General features: G+C 60.9%; 19 protein-coding genes. 7 read left to right on the forward strand and 12 right to left on the reverse strand.

Features of this window, described 5'->3' with window-relative positions:
* Window positions 1-166 (forward strand): cytochrome c-type biogenesis protein CcmH (locus FHX06_RS25775; protein ID WP_183881308.1); only part of this gene is annotated, 166 nt, incomplete at its 5' end.
* A 38-nt stretch (window positions 167-204) separates the two neighbouring features.
* Here FHX06_RS25775 and FHX06_RS25780 read toward each other — a convergent pair.
* From FHX06_RS25780 to FHX06_RS25795, 4 genes are read right to left on the reverse strand one after another with little or no spacing between them, the layout of a single operon-like run.
* Entirely contained in the window at window positions 205-594 is a 390-nt protein-coding gene (locus tag FHX06_RS25780; RefSeq protein ID WP_183881310.1) for a DoxX family protein, read from the reverse strand.
* Window positions 591-1,007: a VOC family protein gene (locus FHX06_RS25785; RefSeq protein ID WP_183881312.1), complete on the reverse strand. Its 417-nt coding sequence runs from the start codon at window positions 1,005-1,007 to the stop codon at window positions 591-593. The genes FHX06_RS25780 and FHX06_RS25785 overlap by 4 nt, the downstream gene beginning before the upstream one ends.
* Before the next feature lie 5 nt (window positions 1,008-1,012).
* Entirely contained in the window at window positions 1,013-1,489 is a 477-nt protein-coding gene (locus tag FHX06_RS25790; RefSeq protein WP_183881314.1) for an SRPBCC domain-containing protein, read from the reverse strand.
* A gap of 39 nt (window positions 1,490-1,528) precedes the next feature.
* Window positions 1,529-1,876 carry an ArsR/SmtB family transcription factor gene (locus tag FHX06_RS25795; protein ID WP_018114527.1) on the reverse strand — a complete coding sequence of 116 codons (348 nt, stop codon included), beginning with the start codon at window positions 1,874-1,876 and terminating at the stop codon, window positions 1,529-1,531.
* A 239-nt stretch (window positions 1,877-2,115) separates the two neighbouring features.
* On the opposite strand from FHX06_RS25795, the gene FHX06_RS25800 reads away from it, so the two are divergent.
* From FHX06_RS25800 to FHX06_RS25815, 4 genes are all read left to right on the forward strand, one after another.
* Entirely contained in the window at window positions 2,116-3,675 is a 1,560-nt protein-coding gene (locus FHX06_RS25800; protein ID WP_018114528.1) for a Do family serine endopeptidase, read from the forward strand.
* A 133-nt stretch (window positions 3,676-3,808) separates the two neighbouring features.
* The gene (locus FHX06_RS25805; RefSeq protein ID WP_029616368.1) at window positions 3,809-4,555 is read left to right on the forward strand and encodes a response regulator transcription factor; all 747 of its coding nucleotides are present in this window, start codon (window positions 3,809-3,811) and stop codon (window positions 4,553-4,555) included.
* The gene (locus FHX06_RS25810; RefSeq protein WP_113212404.1) at window positions 4,552-5,958 is read left to right on the forward strand and encodes a sensor histidine kinase; all 1,407 of its coding nucleotides are present in this window, start codon (window positions 4,552-4,554) and stop codon (window positions 5,956-5,958) included. Before FHX06_RS25805 ends, FHX06_RS25810 begins: the two co-directional genes overlap by 4 nt.
* 93 nt (window positions 5,959-6,051) lie before the next feature.
* On the forward strand, window positions 6,052-9,009 hold the full coding sequence (locus FHX06_RS25815) for a bifunctional [glutamine synthetase] adenylyltransferase/[glutamine synthetase]-adenylyl-L-tyrosine phosphorylase (protein ID WP_113212405.1): 2,958 nt from the start codon (window positions 6,052-6,054) through the stop codon (window positions 9,007-9,009).
* 11 nt (window positions 9,010-9,020) lie between these two features.
* Here FHX06_RS25815 and FHX06_RS25820 read toward each other — a convergent pair whose 3' ends face one another.
* The 3 genes from FHX06_RS25820 to FHX06_RS36080 all read right to left on the reverse strand — a co-directional run bounded on the left by FHX06_RS25820 (window position 9,021) and on the right by FHX06_RS36080 (window position 15,480).
* On the reverse strand, window positions 9,021-11,336 hold the full coding sequence (locus FHX06_RS25820) for a PAS domain-containing sensor histidine kinase (RefSeq protein ID WP_113146105.1): 2,316 nt from the start codon (window positions 11,334-11,336) through the stop codon (window positions 9,021-9,023).
* 204 nt (window positions 11,337-11,540) lie between these two features.
* On the reverse strand, window positions 11,541-14,189 hold the full coding sequence (gene pepN / locus FHX06_RS25825; protein WP_113212406.1) for an aminopeptidase N: 2,649 nt from the start codon (window positions 14,187-14,189) through the stop codon (window positions 11,541-11,543).
* Window positions 14,190-14,373: 184 nt separating this feature from the next.
* Complete coding sequence (locus FHX06_RS36080; protein ID WP_113013849.1) at window positions 14,374-15,480, reverse strand: methyl-accepting chemotaxis protein; 1,107 nt, start codon at window positions 15,478-15,480, stop codon at window positions 14,374-14,376.
* A 438-nt stretch (window positions 15,481-15,918) separates the two neighbouring features.
* Here FHX06_RS36080 and FHX06_RS25835 point away from each other — a divergent pair, with 438 nt between their 5' ends.
* Both FHX06_RS25835 and FHX06_RS25840 read left to right on the forward strand, forming a co-directional pair.
* Entirely contained in the window at window positions 15,919-16,857 is a 939-nt protein-coding gene (locus FHX06_RS25835; protein ID WP_029616336.1) for a DMT family transporter, read from the forward strand.
* Window positions 16,858-17,104: 247 nt separating this feature from the next.
* Window positions 17,105-17,977: a hypothetical protein gene (locus tag FHX06_RS25840; protein ID WP_018114373.1), complete on the forward strand. Its 873-nt coding sequence runs from the start codon at window positions 17,105-17,107 to the stop codon at window positions 17,975-17,977.
* 23 nt (window positions 17,978-18,000) lie between these two features.
* Here FHX06_RS25840 and FHX06_RS25845 read toward each other — a convergent pair whose 3' ends face one another.
* From FHX06_RS25845 to FHX06_RS25865, 5 genes are all read right to left on the reverse strand, one after another.
* Window positions 18,001-18,147 (reverse strand): hypothetical protein, encoded by a 147-nt coding sequence (locus FHX06_RS25845; protein WP_183881316.1) that lies wholly within the window; start codon window positions 18,145-18,147, stop codon window positions 18,001-18,003.
* A 66-nt stretch (window positions 18,148-18,213) separates the two neighbouring features.
* Complete coding sequence (locus tag FHX06_RS25850) at window positions 18,214-18,405, reverse strand: hypothetical protein (protein ID WP_018114375.1); 192 nt, start codon at window positions 18,403-18,405, stop codon at window positions 18,214-18,216.
* 134 nt (window positions 18,406-18,539) lie between these two features.
* Window positions 18,540-19,430, reverse strand: a complete 891-nt coding sequence (locus tag FHX06_RS25855; RefSeq protein WP_113212407.1) for a uracil-DNA glycosylase family protein — start codon at window positions 19,428-19,430, stop codon at window positions 18,540-18,542.
* A gap of 68 nt (window positions 19,431-19,498) precedes the next feature.
* Window positions 19,499-20,794, reverse strand: a complete 1,296-nt coding sequence (locus FHX06_RS25860) for an Hsp70 family protein (RefSeq protein ID WP_018114301.1) — start codon at window positions 20,792-20,794, stop codon at window positions 19,499-19,501.
* Between the two features lie 145 nt (window positions 20,795-20,939).
* Window positions 20,940-21,830, reverse strand: a complete 891-nt coding sequence (locus FHX06_RS25865; protein ID WP_113212408.1) for a LysR family transcriptional regulator — start codon at window positions 21,828-21,830, stop codon at window positions 20,940-20,942.
* Between the last annotated feature and the right edge of the window lie 82 nt (window positions 21,831-21,912).

The following is a 21,912-nucleotide window of genomic DNA, read 5'->3' on the forward strand; positions in this document are numbered from 1 at the left end:
GCGCTTCAGTCTGCGCACGCTGTTGCTCTGGGGGGCACCGGTGCTGCTGATCCTTGCCGGCGGGGTTTCGCTCATCGTCTTTGCCCGCAGGCGGGTAGGCAAGCCAACCGGCAGCAAGCTGACCGCAGAAGAGCAGGCAAGGCTTGCCGAATTGCTTGAAAAATAGCGAACCATCCCGCCGCAGCGGCAGCGGAATGGCGATCCTCACGCTTTCCGGTATGGAAACAGCGCCCTGACCACGGGATCACGCAGCCACAACCCGCCCCACATGAACAGCCCGAGATAGATGCTGAACAATATATGGCTGAAGAGCGGGCTTCCGGCCCGGATCTGCGTGGCCATCGCGCCGCCGAGCAGCCCCATCATCAGCACCGCACCGAACACGCTGGTCTGCGGGATGAGGTAGAGCACGAGGCAGGCAAGCTCGATCAGGCCGATCATGAGTACATAGCCATCAGGCCAGCCGAGCGCCGTCATCGTTTCCTCCGCGACCGGCAGGCCGAGAAGCTTGGGTGCGATCGATGCGCCGAGCATGAAGAGTGCAAAAAGCCCGGTCAGCACGCGCCCGGTCCAGATCATGGCCTTCTCGCTCATTGCCGGTCCGTCGGGATTGTATTGACCATCCAGGGCGTGCCGAAGCGATCGGTGAACATCCCGAAGCCCGGCGACCAGAAGGTCGCGTTGAAGGGCATGGTTATCTTGCCGCCTTCAGAGAGTGCGTCGTAGACACGCTTCGTTTCCGCCGCATCCTGGCTGTGATAGGTGGCGCTGAAGCCGCCCATGTCCTCTTGATATCCGGGAGGGGCGTCACAGCCCATTAGCGACTGGTCGCCGACATCGAGCCAGGCATGCATGATCTTGTCCTTGAAGGACGGATCGATCGGCATGTCGCCGGGCGCTTCACCGAACGTGTGCATGCCCGTCAGCTTGCCGCCCAGCACCTTGACATAGAATTCGAAGGCCTGACGGCATTCGCCTTTGAAAACGAGATTCGTCACGAGCTTCATGGTCATCACTCCCTTTGATTTCCCTGATTTCCGATCCAGCTTTCCAGCCTGCGGAAGGTGCTTTCCCAGCCATGTCTGTGTCCGGCAAGGCTCTCTTCGGATTTCAGCTCCGCATGGGTGAAATCCATGCGCGTGCGGCCATCGGCCAGTTCCTCGAAGATAACGGTCACCAGGGTTACGACCGGCTCGCCGTCCTCGTGCGAATCCTCCCATTGGAAGGTGAAGGACAGGCGCGAGGGTTCCTCGATTTCCCTGTAGACGCCGCTCTGCCACAGCAGCCGGCCATCTTCGGCGTTTTTCAGGCAAGCCCGATAGGAGCCGCCCACACGCAGATCCTGTACGACGCTGACCGCCGGCCACTCCACCGGACCAAGCCAGGCGACGACCATTTCCGGCCGGGTCCAGGCGGCCCATAGGAGGGCGCGGGGTGCATTGAATATCCGCTGCATATGCAATGTGGGGCGCGACAGCTGATCGGCCATGGTATTCCCCTTGTGATGATTGAAAATGCGGGCCGGCGATCAGTTGCGGGGGCCGCTGTCGTCCGCCTTCTGGATATTTTGCAGGTAGCCATCCAACCGGTCGAAACTCGATTCCCAGAAGCGCCGGTATTGCTCCAGCCAGTCGGCGATGCTTTTCATCATTTGCGGTTCGAGCCTGGCCGGTCGCCATTGGGCCTCCTTGCCCCGGCTGATAAGCCCAGCCTTTTCCAGCACCTTTAGATGTTTGGAGACAGCCGGAAGGCTCATGTCGAAGGGAGCAGCGAGTTCGTTGACCGAAGCCTCACCTTCGGCCAGCCGTGCGATGATTGCCCGCCGCGTGGGGTCCGCAAGGGCCGCGAAAGTGGCGCTCAGAGTGTCGGTTTGCATGATGGGCCCTCGTATGTAACTCTATGGTTAAATATAGGGTCCAACCTTGATTGTCAACCGATCGGTTAAATAGGGCGCAGCGAGTTGACCTTGTCCGACATGCAACCAAAAGAATGTTGGTACATTACGAATTTTTCATGGGCTGGACAGTTCGTAGTAAGGTGCGGCGTCCTATATCTCGGTCCATCACTGATCCGGCATTGCCGGAAAGAGGGTCTGAAAAAAGAGAAGGAGCTCTTATGCTGAAAAATTTCCGCGGACGTCCGTCCCTTAAAACGGTGCTTCAGGCATCCACCGTTGCAGGTCTGGCAGCCGCCGTTCTTGCAACCGGTATCCCTGTCGAGATTTCCCGTTCCTATGCCGAGGCTGTCAATGTCCAGTCTCCCTCGGTTCCGAGCTTCGCCAATGTCGTTGACGCCGTTTCCCCGGCCGTAGTTTCCGTTCGCGTCGAAAGCCGCGTCAAGCCGGCCTCCGACGATGGTGATGGTTTCTCTTTCGATTTCAACGGCCGCGGCTTTGACGATCTTCCCGACGCCCTGAAGCCGTTCTTCCGCCAGTTCGGCGAGCAGGGCCACCAGGGCCAGAACCAGCAGCGCCGCTTCGGCCAGCCGGGCGGCCCGGGCCGTCTGCGTCCGGTCGCTCAAGGCTCCGGCTTCTTCATTAGCGAAGACGGCTATATCGTCACCAACAACCATGTCGTTTCTGATGGCACCGCGTTCGTCGCTGTCATGAACGATGGCACCGAGCTCGATGCCAAGCTGATCGGCAAGGACCCGCGCACCGACCTCGCCGTGCTGAAGGTCGATGGCAAGGGCCGCAAATTCACCTACGTGAACTGGGCCGATGACAACAAGGTCCGTGTCGGTGACTGGGTCGTCGCCGTCGGTAATCCCTTCGGTCTCGGCGGCACGGTCACGGCCGGCATCGTTTCGGCCCGCGGCCGCGATATCGGCTCCGGCCCCTATGACGATTACCTGCAGGTCGATGCGGCCGTGAACCGCGGTAACTCGGGTGGCCCGACCTTTAACCTCAATGGCCAGGTCGTCGGCATCAACACCGCGATCTTCTCGCCGTCGGGCGGCAGCGTCGGCATCGCCTTCGCGATCCCGGCTTCTACCGCCAAGGATGTCGTCGCCGACCTGATGAAGGACGGCACGGTTTCGCGCGGTTACCTCGGCGTGCAGATCCAGCCGGTCACCAAGGACATTGCCGACTCCCTCGGCCTCTCCGAAGCAAACGGCGCTCTTGTCGTCTCCGCTCAGGAGGGCACGCCCGGCCAGAAGGCCGGCATGAAGACCGGTGACGTCGTCACCGCCGTCAATGGTGAGCCGGTCAAGGATGCCCGCGATCTCAGCCGCCGCATCGGTGCGATGACGCCGGGCAGCAAGGTCGAACTTTCGGTTTGGCGTTCCGGCAAGGCCCAGTCCGTGACCGTCGAGCTCGGCACGCTGCCGGCCGATCAGCAGGCTTCCGCTGGTGACGACAACGACCAGCAGGAGCAGGCCCAGCCGCCGGCTTCCGAGAAGGCGCTTGCCGATCTCGGCCTGACGGTCGGCCCGTCGGATGACGGCAAGGGCCTCGCCATCACCGGCATCGATCCGAATTCGGATGCTGCCGACAAGGGCATCAAGGAAGGCGAAACGATCACCTCGGTCAACAACCAGGAGGTCTCCAGCGCCGACGATGTCGTCCGCGTCATAAACCAGGCCAAGAAGGACGGCCGCACCCGCGCGCTGTTCCAGATCCAGTCGAAGGACGGCAGCCGTTTCGTCGCCCTTCCGATCAACGGTCAGGGCTGATCTTCCAGCCCCGGAAAGCTGGAGCCGCGCAGGAGCAAATGCTGCGCGGCTCCGTTTCACGAGCCCGCGAATTCTTCACGGCCGCCTAGTTCTTCGATTATGCCAAATTCTTCAATTATGAAGGACGCCCGCAATGACCTCCCCACAACAGGAAGACGCTTTGAGCCTTGCCGAAAAGCAACCGGCGGGTAATGTCGGCCGCATGAAGATTCTCATTATCGAAGACGATCTGGAAGCGGCGGTCTATCTTACAAAAGCCTTTCGCGAGGCGGGGATCGTTGCCGACCATGCGAGCGACGGCGAAAGCGGTCTCTTCATGGGGTCGGAAAATACCTACGACGTCATCGTCATCGACCGCATGCTGCCGCGCCGCGATGGTCTCTCCGTCATCAGCGAGCTGCGCCGCAAGGGCATCCATACGCCCGTTCTCATCCTCTCGGCGCTTGGCCAGGTGGACGACCGCGTGACCGGTCTGCGCGCCGGCGGCGACGACTACCTTCCGAAGCCCTATGCCTTCAGTGAGTTGCTGGCCCGCGTCGAAGTGCTCGGCCGCCGCAAGGGCACGCCGGATCAGGATGTCGTCTATCGCGTCGGCGATCTTGAGCTCGACCGCTTGTCCCATGAAGTCCGCCGCGGCGGCAAGGAAATCCCGCTGCAGCCGCGCGAATTCCGCCTGCTGGAATATCTCATGAAGAATGCCGGCCAGGTGGTGACCCGCACCATGCTGCTCGAAAATGTCTGGGATTACCATTTCGACCCGCAGACCAATGTTATCGACGTGCATGTCTCGCGCCTGCGCTCCAAGATCGAGAAGGACTTCAGCCAGCCGCTGCTGAAGACGATCCGAGGTGCGGGGTACATGATCAAGGATGAGGGATGAGCCGTTTCTGGGTTCTCTTCAAGTCCACTGCAGTCCGCCTTTCGGCCCTTTACATTCTGCTCTTTGCAATCTGCGCCGCAACGCTCGTCTTCTATGTGACGGCGATGTCCGAGCGGCTGCTGTCCGGTCAGATCCGCGACGCGGTCGCCCAGGAAGTGACGCAGGTACAGCGCGCCTATGATGCCGGGGGTATGAACCTGCTCCTTCGCACGATGGAACGACGCGCTCGTCAGCCGGGCGCCAATCTCTATCTGATTGCCGGTCCCTCCGGCGATATCCTTGCCGGCAATGTCGCCTCTGTGCAGCCGGGTGTGTTCGAGGAGCAGGGCTGGACGTCGGTGCCCTTCTCCTATCAGCGCTACACCGATAGCGGAGTGGTCGGGCATACGGCGATTGCCAACATATTCGTCCTCGACAATGGCCTTCGGGTGCTGATCGGTCGCGACCTTGGCGAGCCGGAACGTTTCCGCGTGCTGGTGCGTCAGGCGCTGATGATCGCGCTCGCCATCATGGGCCTCGGCGCCATCATCATCTGGTTCGGCATCGGCCGGAATGCCTTGAAGCGCATCGACCGCATGTCGGATGCCGGCAAGAAGATCATGGCCGGCGATCTCTCGCAGCGCCTGCCGGTCGGCGGTTCCGGCGACGAGTTCGACCGCCTTTCCGTCTCGCTGAACAACATGCTGGAACGCATCGAGAAGCTGAACGAGGGCTTGCGGCAGGTCTCGGACAATATCGCCCATGACCTGAAGACGCCGCTGACGCGCCTGCGCAACAAGGCCGCCGATGCGCTCGATATCGAGGATGGCGAAGTCCGCCGCAGCGCGCTGGAAGGCATCATCTCCGAATCCGACCAGCTCATCCGCACCTTCAACGCGCTGCTGATGATCTCGCGCGTGGAAGCCGGTTCCGTTGCCGCCGAAATGTCGCCGATCGAGCTCTCAGCCATCGTCGCCGACAGCGCCGAACTCTATGAGCCGGTGGCCGACGAGGCGGGCATGGCACTGAACTCCGAGATCGAGCCCGGTATCGAGATTCAGGGCAATCGCGAACTGATCGGCCAGGCGATCTTCAATCTGCTCGACAATGCGATCAAATATTCCGCCGATACCGAATGCGCGGGTTCCGTCTCGGTGAAGCTTCGCCGCCGTCCTGATGGCATCTGCCTGTCCGTCGCCGACCACGGGCCGGGTGTCCCGCCCGATCGGCGCGAGGACGTGCTGAAGCGCTTTGTGCGCCTGGACGAAAGCCGCTCGAAACCCGGCACCGGACTTGGCCTCTCGCTGGTCGAAGCAATCATGGAGCTGCATGGCGGCACACTGGAGCTTTCCGATACCGAGCCCGGCAATGCGGAACGTCCCGGCCTCACCGTCAGCATGGTTTTCCCCGCAAGGCTTGCCTGATTTTCTTCTCATTTTCATATTGGCGCTTTCGCCTTGAGGCCCTAGCTTCGACACCCTAGTTTAAGTCGCATTGCAGCGATGCAGGGAGAGCGAATGCTGACGAAATCGAAGCACGGCCTCAAGGATGTCACCGAAGGCCTCTTGCGGCCGTTGAACCAGACGGAACTGAAATCGGCGCTTGCCGACCTGCAGGATATCGGCAAGAGCGAGCCCGTCGTGGCTGAGATGCTGAAGGCCGAGGGGGCGCTGCGCGACTTTATCGCCGCCGTCCTGACGCTCTCTCCCTATCTGCGCGAAATCGCCAATCTCGATCCGGCAATCCTTGCCTCTGCCATCAGCGATCCGCTGGAGCCGCAGATCGAGGCTTTGATTGCAGAAGCGCGCGATTGCTGGAAACCGGACGGCGAAGGAAGTACGCCTGGCGAAAGCCAGGTGATGAGCAGGCTGCGCATCGTCAAGCGCAGGGTGGCCTTCCTCGTAGCCCTTGCCGATCTCGCCCGCATCTTCGACGGCCGGGCGACAACCGCCTGGCTCAGCGAACTGGCAGAAGCCTCGGTCACCGCCGCCATCGATCACCTGCTGCTCTCAACGCATGAAAGCGGCAAGCTGAAGCTGAAGAATGTTGCGGCTCCGAGCGAAGGTTCCGGCGTGATCGTTCTCGGCATGGGCAAGCTCGGCGCTTCCGAACTCAACTATTCCTCCGATATCGACCTCGTCGTCTTCTTCGACGAAGAAGCCGGCATTGTGCCCGACCCCGATGACGCGATCGAGATCTTTCCGCGCATGATGCGGCGGCTGGTGCGCATCCTGCAGGAACGCACCGCGGATGGTTATGTCTTCCGCACCGATCTCAGGCTGCGGCCGGATCCCGGCTCCACGCCGCTCGCAATCCCCGTCGATGCCGCCATGATTTACTACGAGGGCAGGGGGCAGAACTGGGAGCGGGCCGCCTTCATCAAGGCCCGTGCGGTGGCCGGCGATCTGGCTGCCGGCGAACAGTTCCTGCGCGGTCTCGTTCCCTTCGTCTTTCGCAAATATCTCGACTATGCGGCGATATCGGATATCCACTCCATCAAGCGGCAGATCCACGCCCATAAGGGTCATGGCGCAATCGCCGTGAAAGGCCACAACGTCAAGCTCGGCCGCGGCGGTATCCGCGAAATCGAATTCTTCGTGCAGACCCAGCAGCTGATCGCCGGCGGGCGCATGCCGGCACTGCGTTCCCGCGTGACCGAGGAGACGCTGGCCGAACTCACTAGGGCAAAATGGATCGACGCGGAAACCCGCGACGAGCTGATCGAGGCTTACTGGTTCCTGCGCGATGTCGAGCACCGCATCCAGATGGTGCGCGACGAACAGACCCATCTTCTGCCGGAGACGGACGCAGAACTGAAACGCATCGCCTTCATGATGGGCTTTACCGATACGCCCAGTTTTTCCGAGCGGCTGGTGGAGGTGCTGAAGACGGTCGAGCGGCGTTATGCCGACCTCTTCGAACAGGAAACCAAACTCTCGGTCGGCACCGGCAATCTCGTCTTCACCGGCCAGGGCGACGATCCCGACACGCTGGAGACGCTGAGGAAACTCGGCTTCGAGCGTCCCTCGGATATCTCCCGCATCATCCGCACCTGGCATTACGGCCGCTACCGCGCCACGCAATCGGTCGAGGCGCGCGAGCGGCTGACGGAGCTGACGCCCGAACTTCTGCGCGTCTTCGGCGAGAGCAAGCGTGCGGACGAGGCGCTGCTGCGCTTCGACAGCTTCATTTCCGGCTTGCCGTCGGGCATCCAGCTCTTCTCGCTGCTTGGCAGCAATCCGGCGCTGCTCTCCCTCATCGTCAACATCATGTCCTCGGCGCCGAAGCTTGCGGAAGTCATCGCAGCCCGCCCGCATGTCTTCGACGGCATGCTCGATCCCGGCCTGATGGCGGAGCTGCCGACGCGTGACTATCTCGGCGAGCGGTTGAAGGCCTCGCTGGTACAGGCCCGGCATTATGAGGAGGTGCTTGACCGTCTGCGCATCTTCGCGTCGGAACAGAGCTTCCTGATCGGTATCCGCCTGCTGACCGGCGCAATCAACGGCGACATGGCCGCGCGCGCCTTCACCCATCTAGCCGATCTCATCATTGAAGCCGCCCTCGACGCCGTCATGAACGAGATACGCGTGACGCATGGCGATTATCCCGGCGGAAGGATTGCGATTGCCGGCATGGGTAAGCTCGGCAGCTTCGAACTGACGGGAGGCTCCGATATCGACCTCATCCTGCTCTACGACTACGATGATGCCGCCGGTGAATCCGACGGTGCAAAACCGCTCGATGCGACACGGTACTTCACCCGTATCACCCAGCGGCTGATTGCTGCCCTCTCGGCCCCTACGGCCGAAGGCGTGATTTATGAAGTCGACATGCGGCTTCGCCCCTCCGGCAACAAGGGACCGGTCGCAACCCGCATCAATGCTTTCGGCAAATACCAGCGCGAAGAGGCCTGGACCTGGGAGCATATGGCGCTGTCGCGCGCCCGGCTGATCTGCGGCGATGAAAGCCTTGTCAATGAAGCTGAAAGCATCATTGCCGACGTGCTCTCGGGGAAGCGCGATGTCGCCAAGGTGACGCATGATGTGGCTGAGATGCGCGAACTGATCGAAAAGGAAAAGGCGCCGGAGAATGGCTGGGATCTGAAGCTCATTCCGGGCGGCGTGATCGACGTCGAATTCATCGCCCAGTATCTCGCCCTGATCGCGCCAGCCAAGGGTGTCGATATCAGGATCAACGGCCTGACAACGGGTGCGGCCCTGAAGGTGCTGGGCGAGAAGCTGATGGGTTCTGCAGACCTCGATACCTGCCTTGAAGCCTTTACCCTCTATACGGAGCTGTCACAGCTGATCCGTCTCTGCATCGATGGAATGTTCGATCCGAAGGAGGCGCCCGCCGGCCTGACCGAACTCGTCTGCCGGGCCGGAGACTGCCCCGACATCAAGACGTTGGAGGGTGAGGTGAAGCGGCTGTCCAAGGCTGTCCGCAAGGTCTTCCAGACGGTGGTAAAGGCCTGAGCCTTTCCGCATCAGCCGTGATCGGGAATGCGCAGCGAAATCACCGTCCCGATGGACTCGCGTGAGCGGATCTTCATGCTGCCGCCGTGCAGACTTGTCAGCGAACGGGAGATAGCAAGGCCAAGGCCTGAGCCACCCTTGCTCTTGGCATACTGGCTCTGCACCTGCTCGAAGGGCTGGCCGATCTTGATAAGTGCTGCACGCGGGATACCGATGCCGGTATCGGCGATGGTGACCATGACGCCATCGGCGACGCGGCGGGTGCGCACGGCGATGCGCCCGCCCTCGTTGGTGAATTTCACCGCATTGGAGAGCAGGTTGAGCAGCACCTGCTTCATGGCGCGGCGATCGGCCATCAGCGTCATGCCCGAGGAGAGGCGCTGCTGGATGACGATGTTCTTCTCGGCCGCCGGAATCGCGGTGAAGCGCAGGCTTTCCTCGATCAGCGGCACGAGATCGATACGCTCGCGCGACAGCAGCATATGGCCTGCCTCGATCTTCGACATGTCGAGAATGTCGTTGATCACGTTGAGCAGATGCTTGCCGCTATCATGGATATCGCGGGCATATTCATTGTACTTGGCCGAGCCGAGCGGCCCGAACATCTGGTTCTGCAGGATTTCCGAGAAGCCGAGGATGGCGTTGAGCGGCGTGCGCAGCTCATGGGACATGTTGGCCAGGAATTCCGACTTCGCCTTGTTGGCCGCTTCCGCACGCTCTTTCTCCACCAGATAGTTGGAGTTGGCGGTCGAAAGCTCGGCCTTCTGCGTTTCCAGCGTCTGGCGCGAGGCCGAGAGATCGTTGATCGTCGCCATCAGCCGGCGCTCGGAATCGCGCAGGCGTTCCTGGTGACGCTTCAGGGGCGTAATGTCGGTGCCGACGGATACGCGCCCGCCGTCTCGGGTGCGGCGCTCGTTGATCTGCAGCCAGCGCTCGTCGGCAAGCTGCACTTCCGTCGTGCGCGAATAGCCGGAGCCGTCGGCATCGGCGATACGCCGCTCGATCACCGGGCGTGCCGCGGCCGCATGGACGACCGTACGCTCGGTACCGGGCACGAGCACGCTGTCGGGAAGACCGTAAGCCTGCTGGAAATGCGCGTTGCACATGACGAGCCGATCGTTCTTGTCCCAAAGCACGAAGGCTTCCGAGGTGCACTCGATGGCATCGGCCAGACGTTGGTCGGCCTCGGCGTAGCGCTGGGCGAGGCGATGCTGCTCGGTCACGTCCATGGCGATGCCGATCATGTGCACGCGGCCGGAATGGCTGCGGATCACCTGGGCGCGGGCGCGCATCCAGACATAATGACCGCTCGCGTGGCGCATGCGGAAAATCTGATCGACCTGGCCGGAATCGCCCTTGGCGATGGCGCGGGCGATCTCATGTAGCCCGTTATCCTCGGGATGCATGAGGCGGGCCGCATCGGCAAAGCTCATCGTCTTGTCCGAACCGGCAAGCCCAAGCATGTCGTACATCGAGCGCGACCAGAAGAATTCACGATTGTGGAAATCGAAATCCCAGAGGCCGCAGCGGCCGCGCGATAGCGCCGTCTCCACCCGGAGATTGGATTCCAGGAAGATGTCGTCGGCATCGCGCGCCCGCTTCACCTGCATGTAATAGGCATAGAGGATGACGAGCAGGATGGAGGAAATGCCGGCAAACAGCGTGACGTTGAGCGTCAGCTCTTCGCGCCAGAGACGGTTTATCTCGTTGAGCGAGGTGGCGGAAACGATATAGCCGCCCGCCGTGCCCATCAGGGAGATCTCGGCATAATGCAGCTCGCCGCCGATGCTCGTTTCGATGACGTCGGTGCGGTCGCCGAAGCGGCGGATCGCGGAGATCTCGGGGAACAGGGCCGAGACATCGGCGCCGACATAGGCGGCACCCGCCGCCGTTGCCGCAAACACCTTGCCACTCGCCTCCACCAGCAGCACGAAGGCGCCGTTTTCCAGCCGGTCCTGCGGCAGGAATTTCACAAGGCGTGCTTGTGCCTCTGCGGCGCTGCCGCCGTCGAAGAGATCGGTCGCATCGGCAAAGACGGCGGCCGCGGTAGCAGCCGAGAGCGCCGTGGCATGGCGCGCGGAGGCTTCCATGCGGCTGTATTCGCTGACCATGCCGAAGAAATGCGAGGCCGCCACGACGGCAAGGAAGGCGACGATCAGAACGGGGATCGTGCGCTTCAGGAGAAGCTCTGCCTTCGGCAGGTGGCGCAGCAATGGTTCAGGAGCTTTCGCAGCGTTTCCGGACAGGCTGTCGCGCCAGGCTTTGAGCCCGCCAAAATCGACACGCAGCCGTCCTTCGGCCGCGGTTGCCCGCCGCACGTCCATCATCTCTGAACCTAATCCCTCGTGTGATTCGCGCGCCGCTCGCTCGAACTACACACAGAGAATCATGCGTGATTCGCCTTGTCCAGAGCCGCTGGTAAAAATTTATTAACCATTTGCGATTGCTGGTATTTCGGAGGGATTCGCTGATGGCCGGCCTAGCTGTCTGGAGAACACAGGACAGCTAGGCGGCAAATCATTTGTGGCAAATCACCCCTTGAGGGTGCGCTCGACGATGTCGCGGACATCGGTCGAAAGGTTCGCCGCCCCTTCGATCTCGAGCAATGCCGAGCGTGCGTGATCTGCACGGGCCGATTCCAGCGAGCGCCAGGAGCGCATTGAGGTCAGCAACCGTGCGGCAAGCTGCGGGTTGCGCTGGTCGATGTCGAGGATCTGGCTGGCGAGGAAACGGTAGCCTTCGCCATCAGCACGCCCGAAGCCGGTCGGGTTGCCGAAGGCGAACGTGCCGACCAGCGAGCGCATGCGGTTCGGGTTGGTCCGCTTGAAGAGCGGATTTTCCATCAGCGCCTTGACGCGATCGACCGCGCCCTGTCCGGGAATGCCGGCCTGGATCGCGAACCATTTGTCGACGACGAGCGCGTTTTCCTGGAAACGGCTGCGGAAGGCTTCGAGCGCCGCCTTTGCCTCCGCGCTGTCGGGGAAGCGATGAGCGAGGATCGTCAGCGCATGGCTGAGATCGGTCATGTTGTTGGCGCCGTCAAAGGCAGCCTTGGCGCGAACAGGCGTGCCCTCGGCATAGGAAAGATAGGTGAGGGCGGCGTTGCGCAACGCACGGCGGCCGGCGCTCTTGGCATCCGGGCTGAATTCGCCGGGTGTGGTCATTGCATCGTAAAGCGACGCGAAGGTGGCTTTGCCGGCTTCGGCGATCTGTTTCATGATCGCCTGGCGACCTGCATGCACGGCGTCGGGATCGATATTGCTGCCGAGTTCGCGGGCAATATCGGATTCGCTCGGCAAGGCGAGCGCCTGGGCGCGGAAGGCGGGCTCGAGGCTTTCATCGGCGGCTGCTGCGACCAGCGTATCGATGAAGGTCTGTTCGCAAACGATGGCGGCACCCTCGCGGGCATCGCGAGCCGCCTTCAGGAGGTTCGGCAGCGCAAGATCCGTCAGCGCCTGCCAGCGGGCGAAGTGATCCGTCTCATAGCGGGCGAGCAGCGCCAGATCGGCCGGGCTCTGGTCGAAATGCAGATTGATCGGCGCAGAGAAACTGCGGTTGATCGAAACCACCGGCCGCGAACCGATGCCGTGGAAGACGGCGGTTTGCGTCCGCGCTGTCAGGTGCAGCACCTCGCCGGCATATTCGGCGCCCTCGACGGAGGATGGCTCAATCTTGGAGCCGTCCTCGGCAAACAGCGCGAGGCTCAGCGGAATATGCATCGGCTCCTTGGTCGGCTGGGCGGGTGTCGCGGGGGTCATCTGTTCCAGCGACAGGCTGAACGTCTTGGCGCCTGCATCATAGGTGCCGGATGCGGTCACCAGCGGGGTCCCGGCCTGATGGTACCAGAGCGAGAACTGCGCGAGGTCGCGGCCGCTGGCATCTTCAAAGCATTTGACGAAATCCTCGATCGTGACGGCCTGGCCGTCATGGCGATCGAAATAGAGGTCCATGCCCTTCTTGAAGGTCTCACGGCCGAGCAAGGTCGCGATCATGCGCGTGACTTCGCTGCCCTTCTCGTAGACCGTCGTCGTATAAAAGTTGTTGATCTCGCGATATTTGGTCGGGCGCACCGGATGGGCGAGCGGGCCGCCATCTTCCGGAAACTGCTCGGATTTCAGGTGGCGCACCTCGGCGATGCGCTTGACCGGACGCGAACGCTGGTCCGACGAGAATTCGTGGTCGCGATAGACAGTCAGGCCTTCCTTGAGGCAGAGCTGGAACCAGTCGCGGCAGGTGATGCGGTTGCCCGTCCAGTTGTGAAAATATTCATGCGCGATGATCGCCTCGATATTGGCGTAGTCGGCATCCGTCGCCGTTTCAGGGTCGGCGAGCACGTATTTGTCGTTGAAGATGTTGAGACCCTTGTTCTCCATGGCCCCCATGTTGAAGTCGGAGACGGCAACGATCATGAAGATGTCGAGATCGTATTCGCGCCCGAAGACTTCCTCGTCCCATTTCATCGAGCGCTTCAGCGCGTCCATGGCATAGGCTGCTCGCGGCTCTTTGCCATGTTCGACATAGATCTTCAGCACGACCTCGCGACCCGACATCGTGGTGAACGCGTCTTCGACGACGCCGAGATCACCGGCGACCAGCGCGAAGAGATAGCTCGGCTTCGGATGCGGGTCGAACCAGGCGGCGAAATGCTTGCCCGGACCGTAGCCTGCGCCGCCGAGGAAATTGCCGTTCGACAGCAGCAGCGGATTGGCGTCCTTGTCGGCGATGATGTTGACCGTATAGGGCGCCAGCACATCCGGCCTGTCGGGGAAATAGGTGATGCGGCGGAAGCCCTCGGCCTCGCATTGCGTGCAATAGATGCCGCTGGTGCGGTAAAGGCCCATCAGCTGCGTATTGGCTTCGGGATTGATGAGCGTGGTAACGGTGACTTCAAACGGCGCCGTTTCCGGCAGGTCGTGGATCGTGAGGCTTTCGGGCGTTACCGTGTAGCGTTCCGGCGCCAGCTCGTTCTGATCGAAGAGAAGGCTGGAAAGATTGAGTTCGTCGCCGTCGAGAACAAGGGGAGCGGAGAGATCGGCACCTTCGCGGCGATGGAAGATCAGCCGGGCTTCCACCTTTGTTTCCGTCGGATCCAGTTCAAAGGTCAGGTCGACGCGTTCCAGCACGAAATCTGTTGGGCGGTAATCTGCCAGATTGATGACCTGGCCGGTATCTGTTCGCATGTTGCCTGAAGACCTTTATTAGACAATGGCCGAATACAGAGGCGGGCGCACTCTGCTGAAATTTGGCCGCCATGATTACATTAAAGTCTGAACTAAAGTTAAAGCAAATTGGCCGTGAGCGCCAAGTTCACAGCCAATTTATTATGGTCGAATTATCGTGCATGCAGCAGAAAGGAGAAAGCTGCTATTTGAGATTGAGGGCGTTCTTGATCGCAACATCGCTTTCCGTCTGCTGCACGACGACGCCGTACCAGCCAAGCCCGTCATAATCCTCGTAGCCGAGCGTGCGCGCGAAAGCGACGATCGAGCCATTGTTGTCGTAATAGCTGCCCTTTGCCTGGCCGGTGGGGTTGGCGAGAGCGAAATGGGTGAAGAGCAGAGCCTGATTGGTGCAGGCGATCACCCGGCTTGCGCCGTCGAGCAGCATGACGGTGGTCTTTTCCGCAAGCTGCGGCGGCAGGTTCGCCTCCTTCTCGACGATCGCCTGGCCCTGGTTCTGCCAGTCGAAATAGACGCCGAGCGTGCCGATCAGCTTGCCGTCGAGCTTGCCGCCTTCGCGGATGCCGGTCGCGTAGACCAGCGCATGCCGCTGGTCGTGCAGAACGCTCGGCTTGACTTCATCGACGATATAGCTGTCGCCGGACGCGCAGCTGGCCGCCGCCCGGAACCATGGATCACCTGCAAGCGATGAGCCTGATATCTTGCGCTGGAAGGTCGGGTTGGCGGACGCGATCACCCGGCCGGAGAGATCGGTCATGACGAGGTCGAGATAGACGGTATAAAAGCGGTTGATGACGCCGAGCCGTTCGCCCGCGAAGGCGATACGGTCCTTGTCCGGCTCCTGCAACGCCTGCCACAGCGCCGTATCCGTCGCCCACCAGCGCACGTCGGCAGTGCGCTCGAAGAGATTGCGCACAATGAGCTGGACCAGCGTCTGCGCGAGATCGGTCAGCCGCACGCCTTCCATTTCGGTCACGAGCGAATCCGCCATCGCACGGCTCAGCCCGATGCGTCCCAGCACATTGCTCTCGAACTTGCTGGTGATCTCGGTGGCGATCTGTGCCAGCCGCTGCACTTCATTGGCAACCACCGCAAAGCCCTTGCCGGTTTCACCGGCGCGCGCCGCCTCGATCAGTGCGTTGATGGCAAGCAGCTTGATCTGTTTGACGATGCTGGTGTTGTCGGTGCTGAATCGCTCCAGATCCGTGCTGATGCCGTCGGTGACGACACGCATCGAGCGGGGCGTTGCATTCTGTGACTGGGATATGATCTCTGCGCTGAGCGGCTTCATCAAAAAGATCCTGAAAATAAGCTGACGCGACTGGCTGCGTACGAATGCGATTCTTTTGTATGATTAATTAACTGCGAACGATGCGGGGGCATGGTTTGCAACAGGTTAACGCAGAGGGTCCGGATGCGAACATTTTCGGGCGAATAAGCGTAAAACGAGAAGTTTTTTCATCAAAAGACGAATTTGCACAGAAAAGCGGCAGATCAAAAGCAGGTAAATACTTGCTCGCTGCAGCATCTGCCCGAAAATCAGAATCGATTTTCGAAAAGCCTGATGCGTAAATTCCAAAAGTTAGAGCGTGCGAATGCACGCACGGCGTTTGGTACGCGCAGATTTTTTCCCGCCGACGCATTTCTTCGGTTACGATGAAAAAATCATCCGCTGCGTTCGAGTCGAACGCGTCTCCCCGCTCGGCATGCCCGCATAAGAGCCAGGATCATGGAATCGGTTCTCAGAAACCCGATGAGAGGCATTGCGCTGAAAGTCTCGTCGGTCGTGGTCTTCCTGGCCATGCAGACATTCATCAAGCTGGCAGGCTCGGATATCCCGCCAGGCCAGGTGACTTTCTGTCGTTCCTTCTTCGCGCTGTTTCCGATCATGGCCTATCTCGGCTACCGGCATCAACTGCGCTCTGCCTTCTATACTGCCAATCCGATCGGTCATCTGAAGCGCGGGACGCTCGGCATCATCTCGATGGGCTTCGGCTTTTACGGGCTGCTGCACCTGCCGCTGCCGGAGGCGATCGCGCTTGGTTATGCCATGCCGCTAATCGCCGTCATCTTCGCAGCGGTTTTCCTGGGCGAGACGGTGCGCGTATACCGCTGGAGCGCGGTCTGTTTCGGCATCGTCGGTGTCGCCATCATCTCCTGGCCGAAGCTCACGCTGTTCAGGGAAGGCGGCATGGCGGCTGAACAGGCCGTCGGCGCACTCTGCGTGCTGCTGTCGGCGGTTCTCGGCGGCATGGCTATGATCCAGGTACGTCGCCTTGTCGAGGAAGAGAAGACGGCAACGATTGTGCTCTACTTCTCGATCACCGCTTCGGTCTTCTCTCTGGTCACTGTCCCCTTCGGCTGGCTTTTGCTCGACTGGACCTCGGCGCTCTTCCTGATCGCTGCCGGTTTCTGCGGCGGTGTGGCACAGATCCTCCTGACCGAGAGCTACCGGCACGCCGATGTCTCCACCATCGCTCCGTTCGAATACAGCTCGATCCTGCTCGGCGGCATTGTCGCTTATTATGTCTTCGGTGACGTTCCGAGCAGTACGATGCTCTTCGGCACCCTCATCGTTATCGCCGCCGGCGTCTTCATCATCTACCGCGAGCACCAGCTTGGCCTCGAGAGTCGCGAAGCGCGAAAAGCTGGCGCACCGCAATCCTGAGTGGCTGCGCCTGTATCACAGGTGGAATTTACTGTCGCAATAATTGAAAATCTATTCCGCCACTCCCTCAAAAGAGAAGGGGGTGGTGAAATCTTGGGATATCGCTTTTGTCAGAAATATGGTTATGAAAGTGAATTACTTTCATTTATTCAAAGCCGTGCATAATCGATAGGCCATAGATGCCGGGGGAGTTTCGGTATCGCTGCTCCGAACGCTGGCTTGCGAGCGAGGGTTGAGGAAAAGCATTATGGCGTTCACAGCGGAAGAACTGGCGCAGAACCCCTCTTTCGTAGTGAGCATTCGCTTTCTGGCCGGGCAAATGCGCGGCATGTTTGATGCGGGGCCGCGGCTGGCGCGCCTGCTGGCCTCGCATCAACGCTGGCTCCTGACGCAGACGGCCTATGCACTGCATTTGGAATATGACCCGCGGGATGTGACCTCGGGTTTCACCGCCGTCCGGTTGACCGGCAAGATCACCGCGCACAAGATCGCCAGCCGCAATACCGTGCTTGCCTTCATCGAAGAACTCTTCACCTACCGCTTCATCGCCCATACGCCGGGTGACGAACGCCGCCGTCCGCGCCATTTCGAGCCCGCGGAAGTCAGCCATCAGGCAATGTTCGGCTGGTTGCACTCCAACCTCGGCGCGCTTGATCTCATCGATGGTGGAAACCGGGCGGCGTTTCTGCATGAAAATCCCGTGCTTTTCCGCCAGATCCAGCCGCGTATCGCCTATAACTGCCTCGAGGATAGCAGATGGCGCGAACCGCCTGAGCAGGTGGCGCTGTTCCTCTGGACGGAAGCGGGCGGCATGGTCATCGATCATTTCATGTCCCGGCTCGATCTCGAGGGAGGCGATCCGGAACGGCTCGCGATCGGCAGGGTGGAAACCCGCCCGCTCGCCGGTGATTTCATGATGTCGCGCACGCATCTCCAGCGGCTGCTCGCCAAGGGCGCCCAGCGCGGTTGTCTCGGCTGGTACGACGAGCCGAAGAAGTCGCAACTGTGGCTGTCGCGCGATTTTCTGAGAGAATATGTCGGCTGGCAGGCGATCAAGTTCGCCTATGTGGACGAAGCCTTCGAATGGGCAAAGGCGAGGTTCGAATCCGAAAACTGCTGAAGCAATTCCAGCAAACCGTGCTCTCAGAGCGCGATGGCGGAAGCCGGGGTCTTGGCCTCTGACGGCGTGTCGCAAAGCTCGCGGCGATATTCGTGCGCAGCGCAGACGGCAGCACGGATATGCTCGAAAGAGTCGATATTGCACAGCAGTGAAATCAGAATTGTGGACATTGGTCGCTACTTTCGGAAATACGAAAAGGCAGGCGAACCGCCTGCCGGATCATCATTCCGGAATTTTCAATATTCCTGGAAATCCGCGAAGATCATTGCCGGACGCGAGGTGCGGCTGCTGATTCCGGTACCGCGGGCGATCATCTGTTCGTTCGTGGCAAAGCCGAAACGGCTGTAGCCCTGGGTGCTGCGAACCTGATCGCTTGCTTGGCGCAGGGTTTCAAACCCGCAATGTATAGGACGAAAACTTTTGCTCATGGCCTTGGTTCCTGTTCATTCCTCCCAAGACACGCCCTCTATATTGCAGTGCAGCATCGATTCTTCAATGCACCCTTGCAGGATGCAGCCATGCGTATATTGCATGGGAATATTCACAATATTTTCAAACTTGGCTAATTTGTAAGCAGAGACAGTTCTTTAAGTCGAGCCTGGAAGGCCAGCAGGTCGCTCCAGGCAAGCCGCTTGTTGACGGGCGCGGTCAGCAGGTCCTGGGGATGCAGGCTGGCTATGGCCGGAATGACCTGATCTGCAACGGCGATCTCCTTCCAGCGGCCGCGAAGCCCGTGGATCGTGTCATTTTCGCCGAAGAAGAAGCGCGCCGTGTAGTTGCCGAGCAGCAGAATGGCACGCGGCTCGGCAAGCGCGATCTGCCGCTCGATGAAGGGACGGCAGATCTCTGTCTCGGCCGCCGACGGCATGCGGTTGCCCGGCGGACGCCAGGGAATGATCTGCGTCAGGAGAATGGCTGACCGCTCGAGCCCGATCGAAGCCAGCATCCGGTCCAGCAACTGACCTTGCCTGCCGGCAAAGGCCGCTCCCTCGCGCTCGTCATCGGCGCCCGGCGCTGGGCCGATCACCATGATGCCGCTGGCCGGATCGCCGCTCGCAAAAATGGTCGAGCGGGCGCTGTTTTTCAGATTGCAGCCATTGAAGGCTTCGAGCGCTGTTTTCAGTTCTGCAAGCGAGCGAGCGCTCTCGGCTGCAAACCGCGCCTGCTGCACGGCTTCACCGTCAGGAATTGCCGGCTGTGGCCGCAAGGACGGAATTGACGCTGCCGTCTGCTGCGGCGCAGGGCGAGGGGACGCCTGTCTCTCCGGTGGCGCCTGTCTGTCCGGCTGCGGTTGCGCAGCCGGTGCCGCCGAACGGCGCGCGGCCTTCATCGCCTCGAACTCGGCGAAACGGTCGACCGGCTCTTCTTCCAGCAACCAGTCCACGCCCGCCTCCGCATGGAAATGCAGAAGTGCTGCAAGTTCGGCCGGACTCAGGTCGTTTGCGGAGATCATGGGCAGACTTTAGCGGAGCGAAAACGGCAATGAAAGGGCGGGCATCCTTGCCCGCGCCCTTTCGGCCACTATTGCACAGTCCACTGGTTGATATCGTCGCGTTCGCCGATCAGCGCCAGACCGTGTGCGATCGAAAGCAACTCGCCGCCGGTTTCGATCTTGTCGCTGTCGAAGCGCTCGGTGAAGATGCGCCGCACGGCCGGTACGAAGGATGTGCCGCCGGTCAGAAACACCTTGTCGATGCCGGATGCATCGGTGTTGGTCTTTTCCAGCACCTCGTCCAGCGCCCCCTCGATGCGGGCGAGATCATCGACGATCCAGCTTTCGAAATCGCTGCGCTTGATCGTGCGGTGACCGCCACGGCCGAGCGGGGCAAAATCGAAGGGCGCCTCTTCGGCGGCGGAAAGCGCCATTTTCGTTGCCGAGACGGCCTGATAGAGCGGATAGCCCTCGTCGTGATCGATAAGGTCGACGAAGATTTCCAGCTTCTCGGGCTCCAGCGCTGTGCGCACCAGCTTCTTGAGGTCTTCGAATTCCCTCGAACTCTTGAAGATCGACAGCTGGTTCCACCGGCTGAAGCTCGCATAGTAGTTTGACGGTACCTCGAGGATCTTGTCGAAACTCTTGAAATGGCTGCCTTTGCCGATCTGCGGCGCAACGATGTTGTCGATCATGCGCGCATCGAAATGGTCGCCGGCGACACCGACACCGGAATGGCCGATCGGCGTTGCCGTCAGTTTGCCGGCTCTGGTCTCGAAGCGGATCAGCGAATAGTCCGTCGTACCGCCGCCAAAGTCGGCGACGAGCACGGTCGCATCGGCCTTCAGGTTCTGCGCGAAGTAGAAGGCGGCCGCGACCGGTTCGTAGACATAATGGATTTCCGGAAAGCCGAAGCGCGTCAGCGCCTCGTTGTATCGCTGCACCGCCAGCACCGGGTCCGGATTGGCGCCGGCAAAATGCACGGGACGGCCGGCTATGATGCGGTTCACGTCGCCCGGCCAGTTCTCGCCCGCATAGTGGCGCAGACGCCGGATGAAAATTTCCATCAGGTCTTCGAAGCTCTGCCGCTTGCCGAAAATGATCGTACCCTGGAAAAGCGCGCTTGCCGCAAAGGTCTTGATCGACTGCAGGAAACGGCAATCGCCGGGATTGTCGATGAACTGCTGGATTGCCGCATGTCCGGCCTCCACCTTCAGAGCCGAAGCGCCAAGCTGCGCGTCCTTCATGAAGGACAGCGCAGTGCGCATGCTGTCGGCCGTGCCGGCGCTGCTGGTCAGTGATATGGAATGCGTGTCGGCGCCGCCGTCTGCCAGCGCCAGAACAGTATTGGTTGTGCCGAAGTCAAGCCCGAGCGCCCGTGCCATGGCCGTGCTCCCTGTCAAATATGTCGAAAATCTATGAGCCGGGGCAGATACCCCGAAATGCGAAAGGGCGCCTTGTTGTGCGCCCCTGATATCTTGTGAGAGGCGCGTGATCGCATAGGAGCAGGCGGAAAGCAACCCATGCCGCTTAGTTTCCGAGTTGCACGCGTGTCCCTTCTGCCATCTTGCCGATCCACTTGCGAAACATCTCCATGGCGGGCGTAACAGAGCGGGATTTGAGCCGCGTCAGCCAGTAGCTGCCTTTGGAAATCCAGATCGGGAAGGGCTGTTCCAGCTCACCGGCGGCAAGCTGACGGGAGAACATCAAGGGCGGCGCGAGCGCCACGCCCGCACCCTGCAGCGCCGCCTCGATCATGAGTACGGAGGAATCGAAGACCATGCCGCGGATCGGCGGGGAGTTGACGTTAGCCGTCTCGAACCAACTCGGCCATTCGTCGGCGCGGTAGGAGCGCAGCAGCGTCTGATGGGCGACGTCTTCGGGGGAGGAGAGCTGGCGGGCGATCGAGGGAATGCAGAGCACCGAGAGTGGCGCTTCGAACAGGGCTTCGGCCTCTATGTCGTGCCAGGCGCCGTTGCCGAACTTGATCGTATAGTCGAGCCCTTCGGCAGCAATATCGACGCGGTTGTTGTTGGTCGAAAGCCTGAGATCGATGAAGGGATATTGCTCGCGGAAATCGGCAAGCCGCGGCAGGAGCCAGCCGACGGCAAGCGTGCCGACCGCGCCGAGCTTCAGCACTTCACGCATATGACCGCCTTCGAAACGCTCCAGCATGTCGGCCATGCGGTCGAAGGAATCCTGCAGGGCAGGAAGCAGCGCAAGGCCTTCCTCCGTGATCATCAGCCCGCGAGGCAGGCGGCGAAACAGGCTGACGCCGAGCCGTTGCTCCAGGAGTTTCACCTGATGACTGACGGCCGCCTGCGTAACGCAGAGTTCGATTGCCGCCCGGGTGAAGGAAAGATGGCGCGCCGCTGCCTCGAAGGCGCGCAGCGAATTCAGCGGCAAATATGGTCGAACCATGGCAATGGCCTAATCTGATTTATACCTGACCGGAAATATCGTCGTTTGATTGGGCCTCGCAAGCCAGCCTAGAAAGCCCAGG

The sequence above is a fragment of the Rhizobium sp. BK512 genome, assembly GCF_014194915.1.
Classification (GTDB): Bacteria; Pseudomonadota; Alphaproteobacteria; order Rhizobiales; family Rhizobiaceae; genus Rhizobium.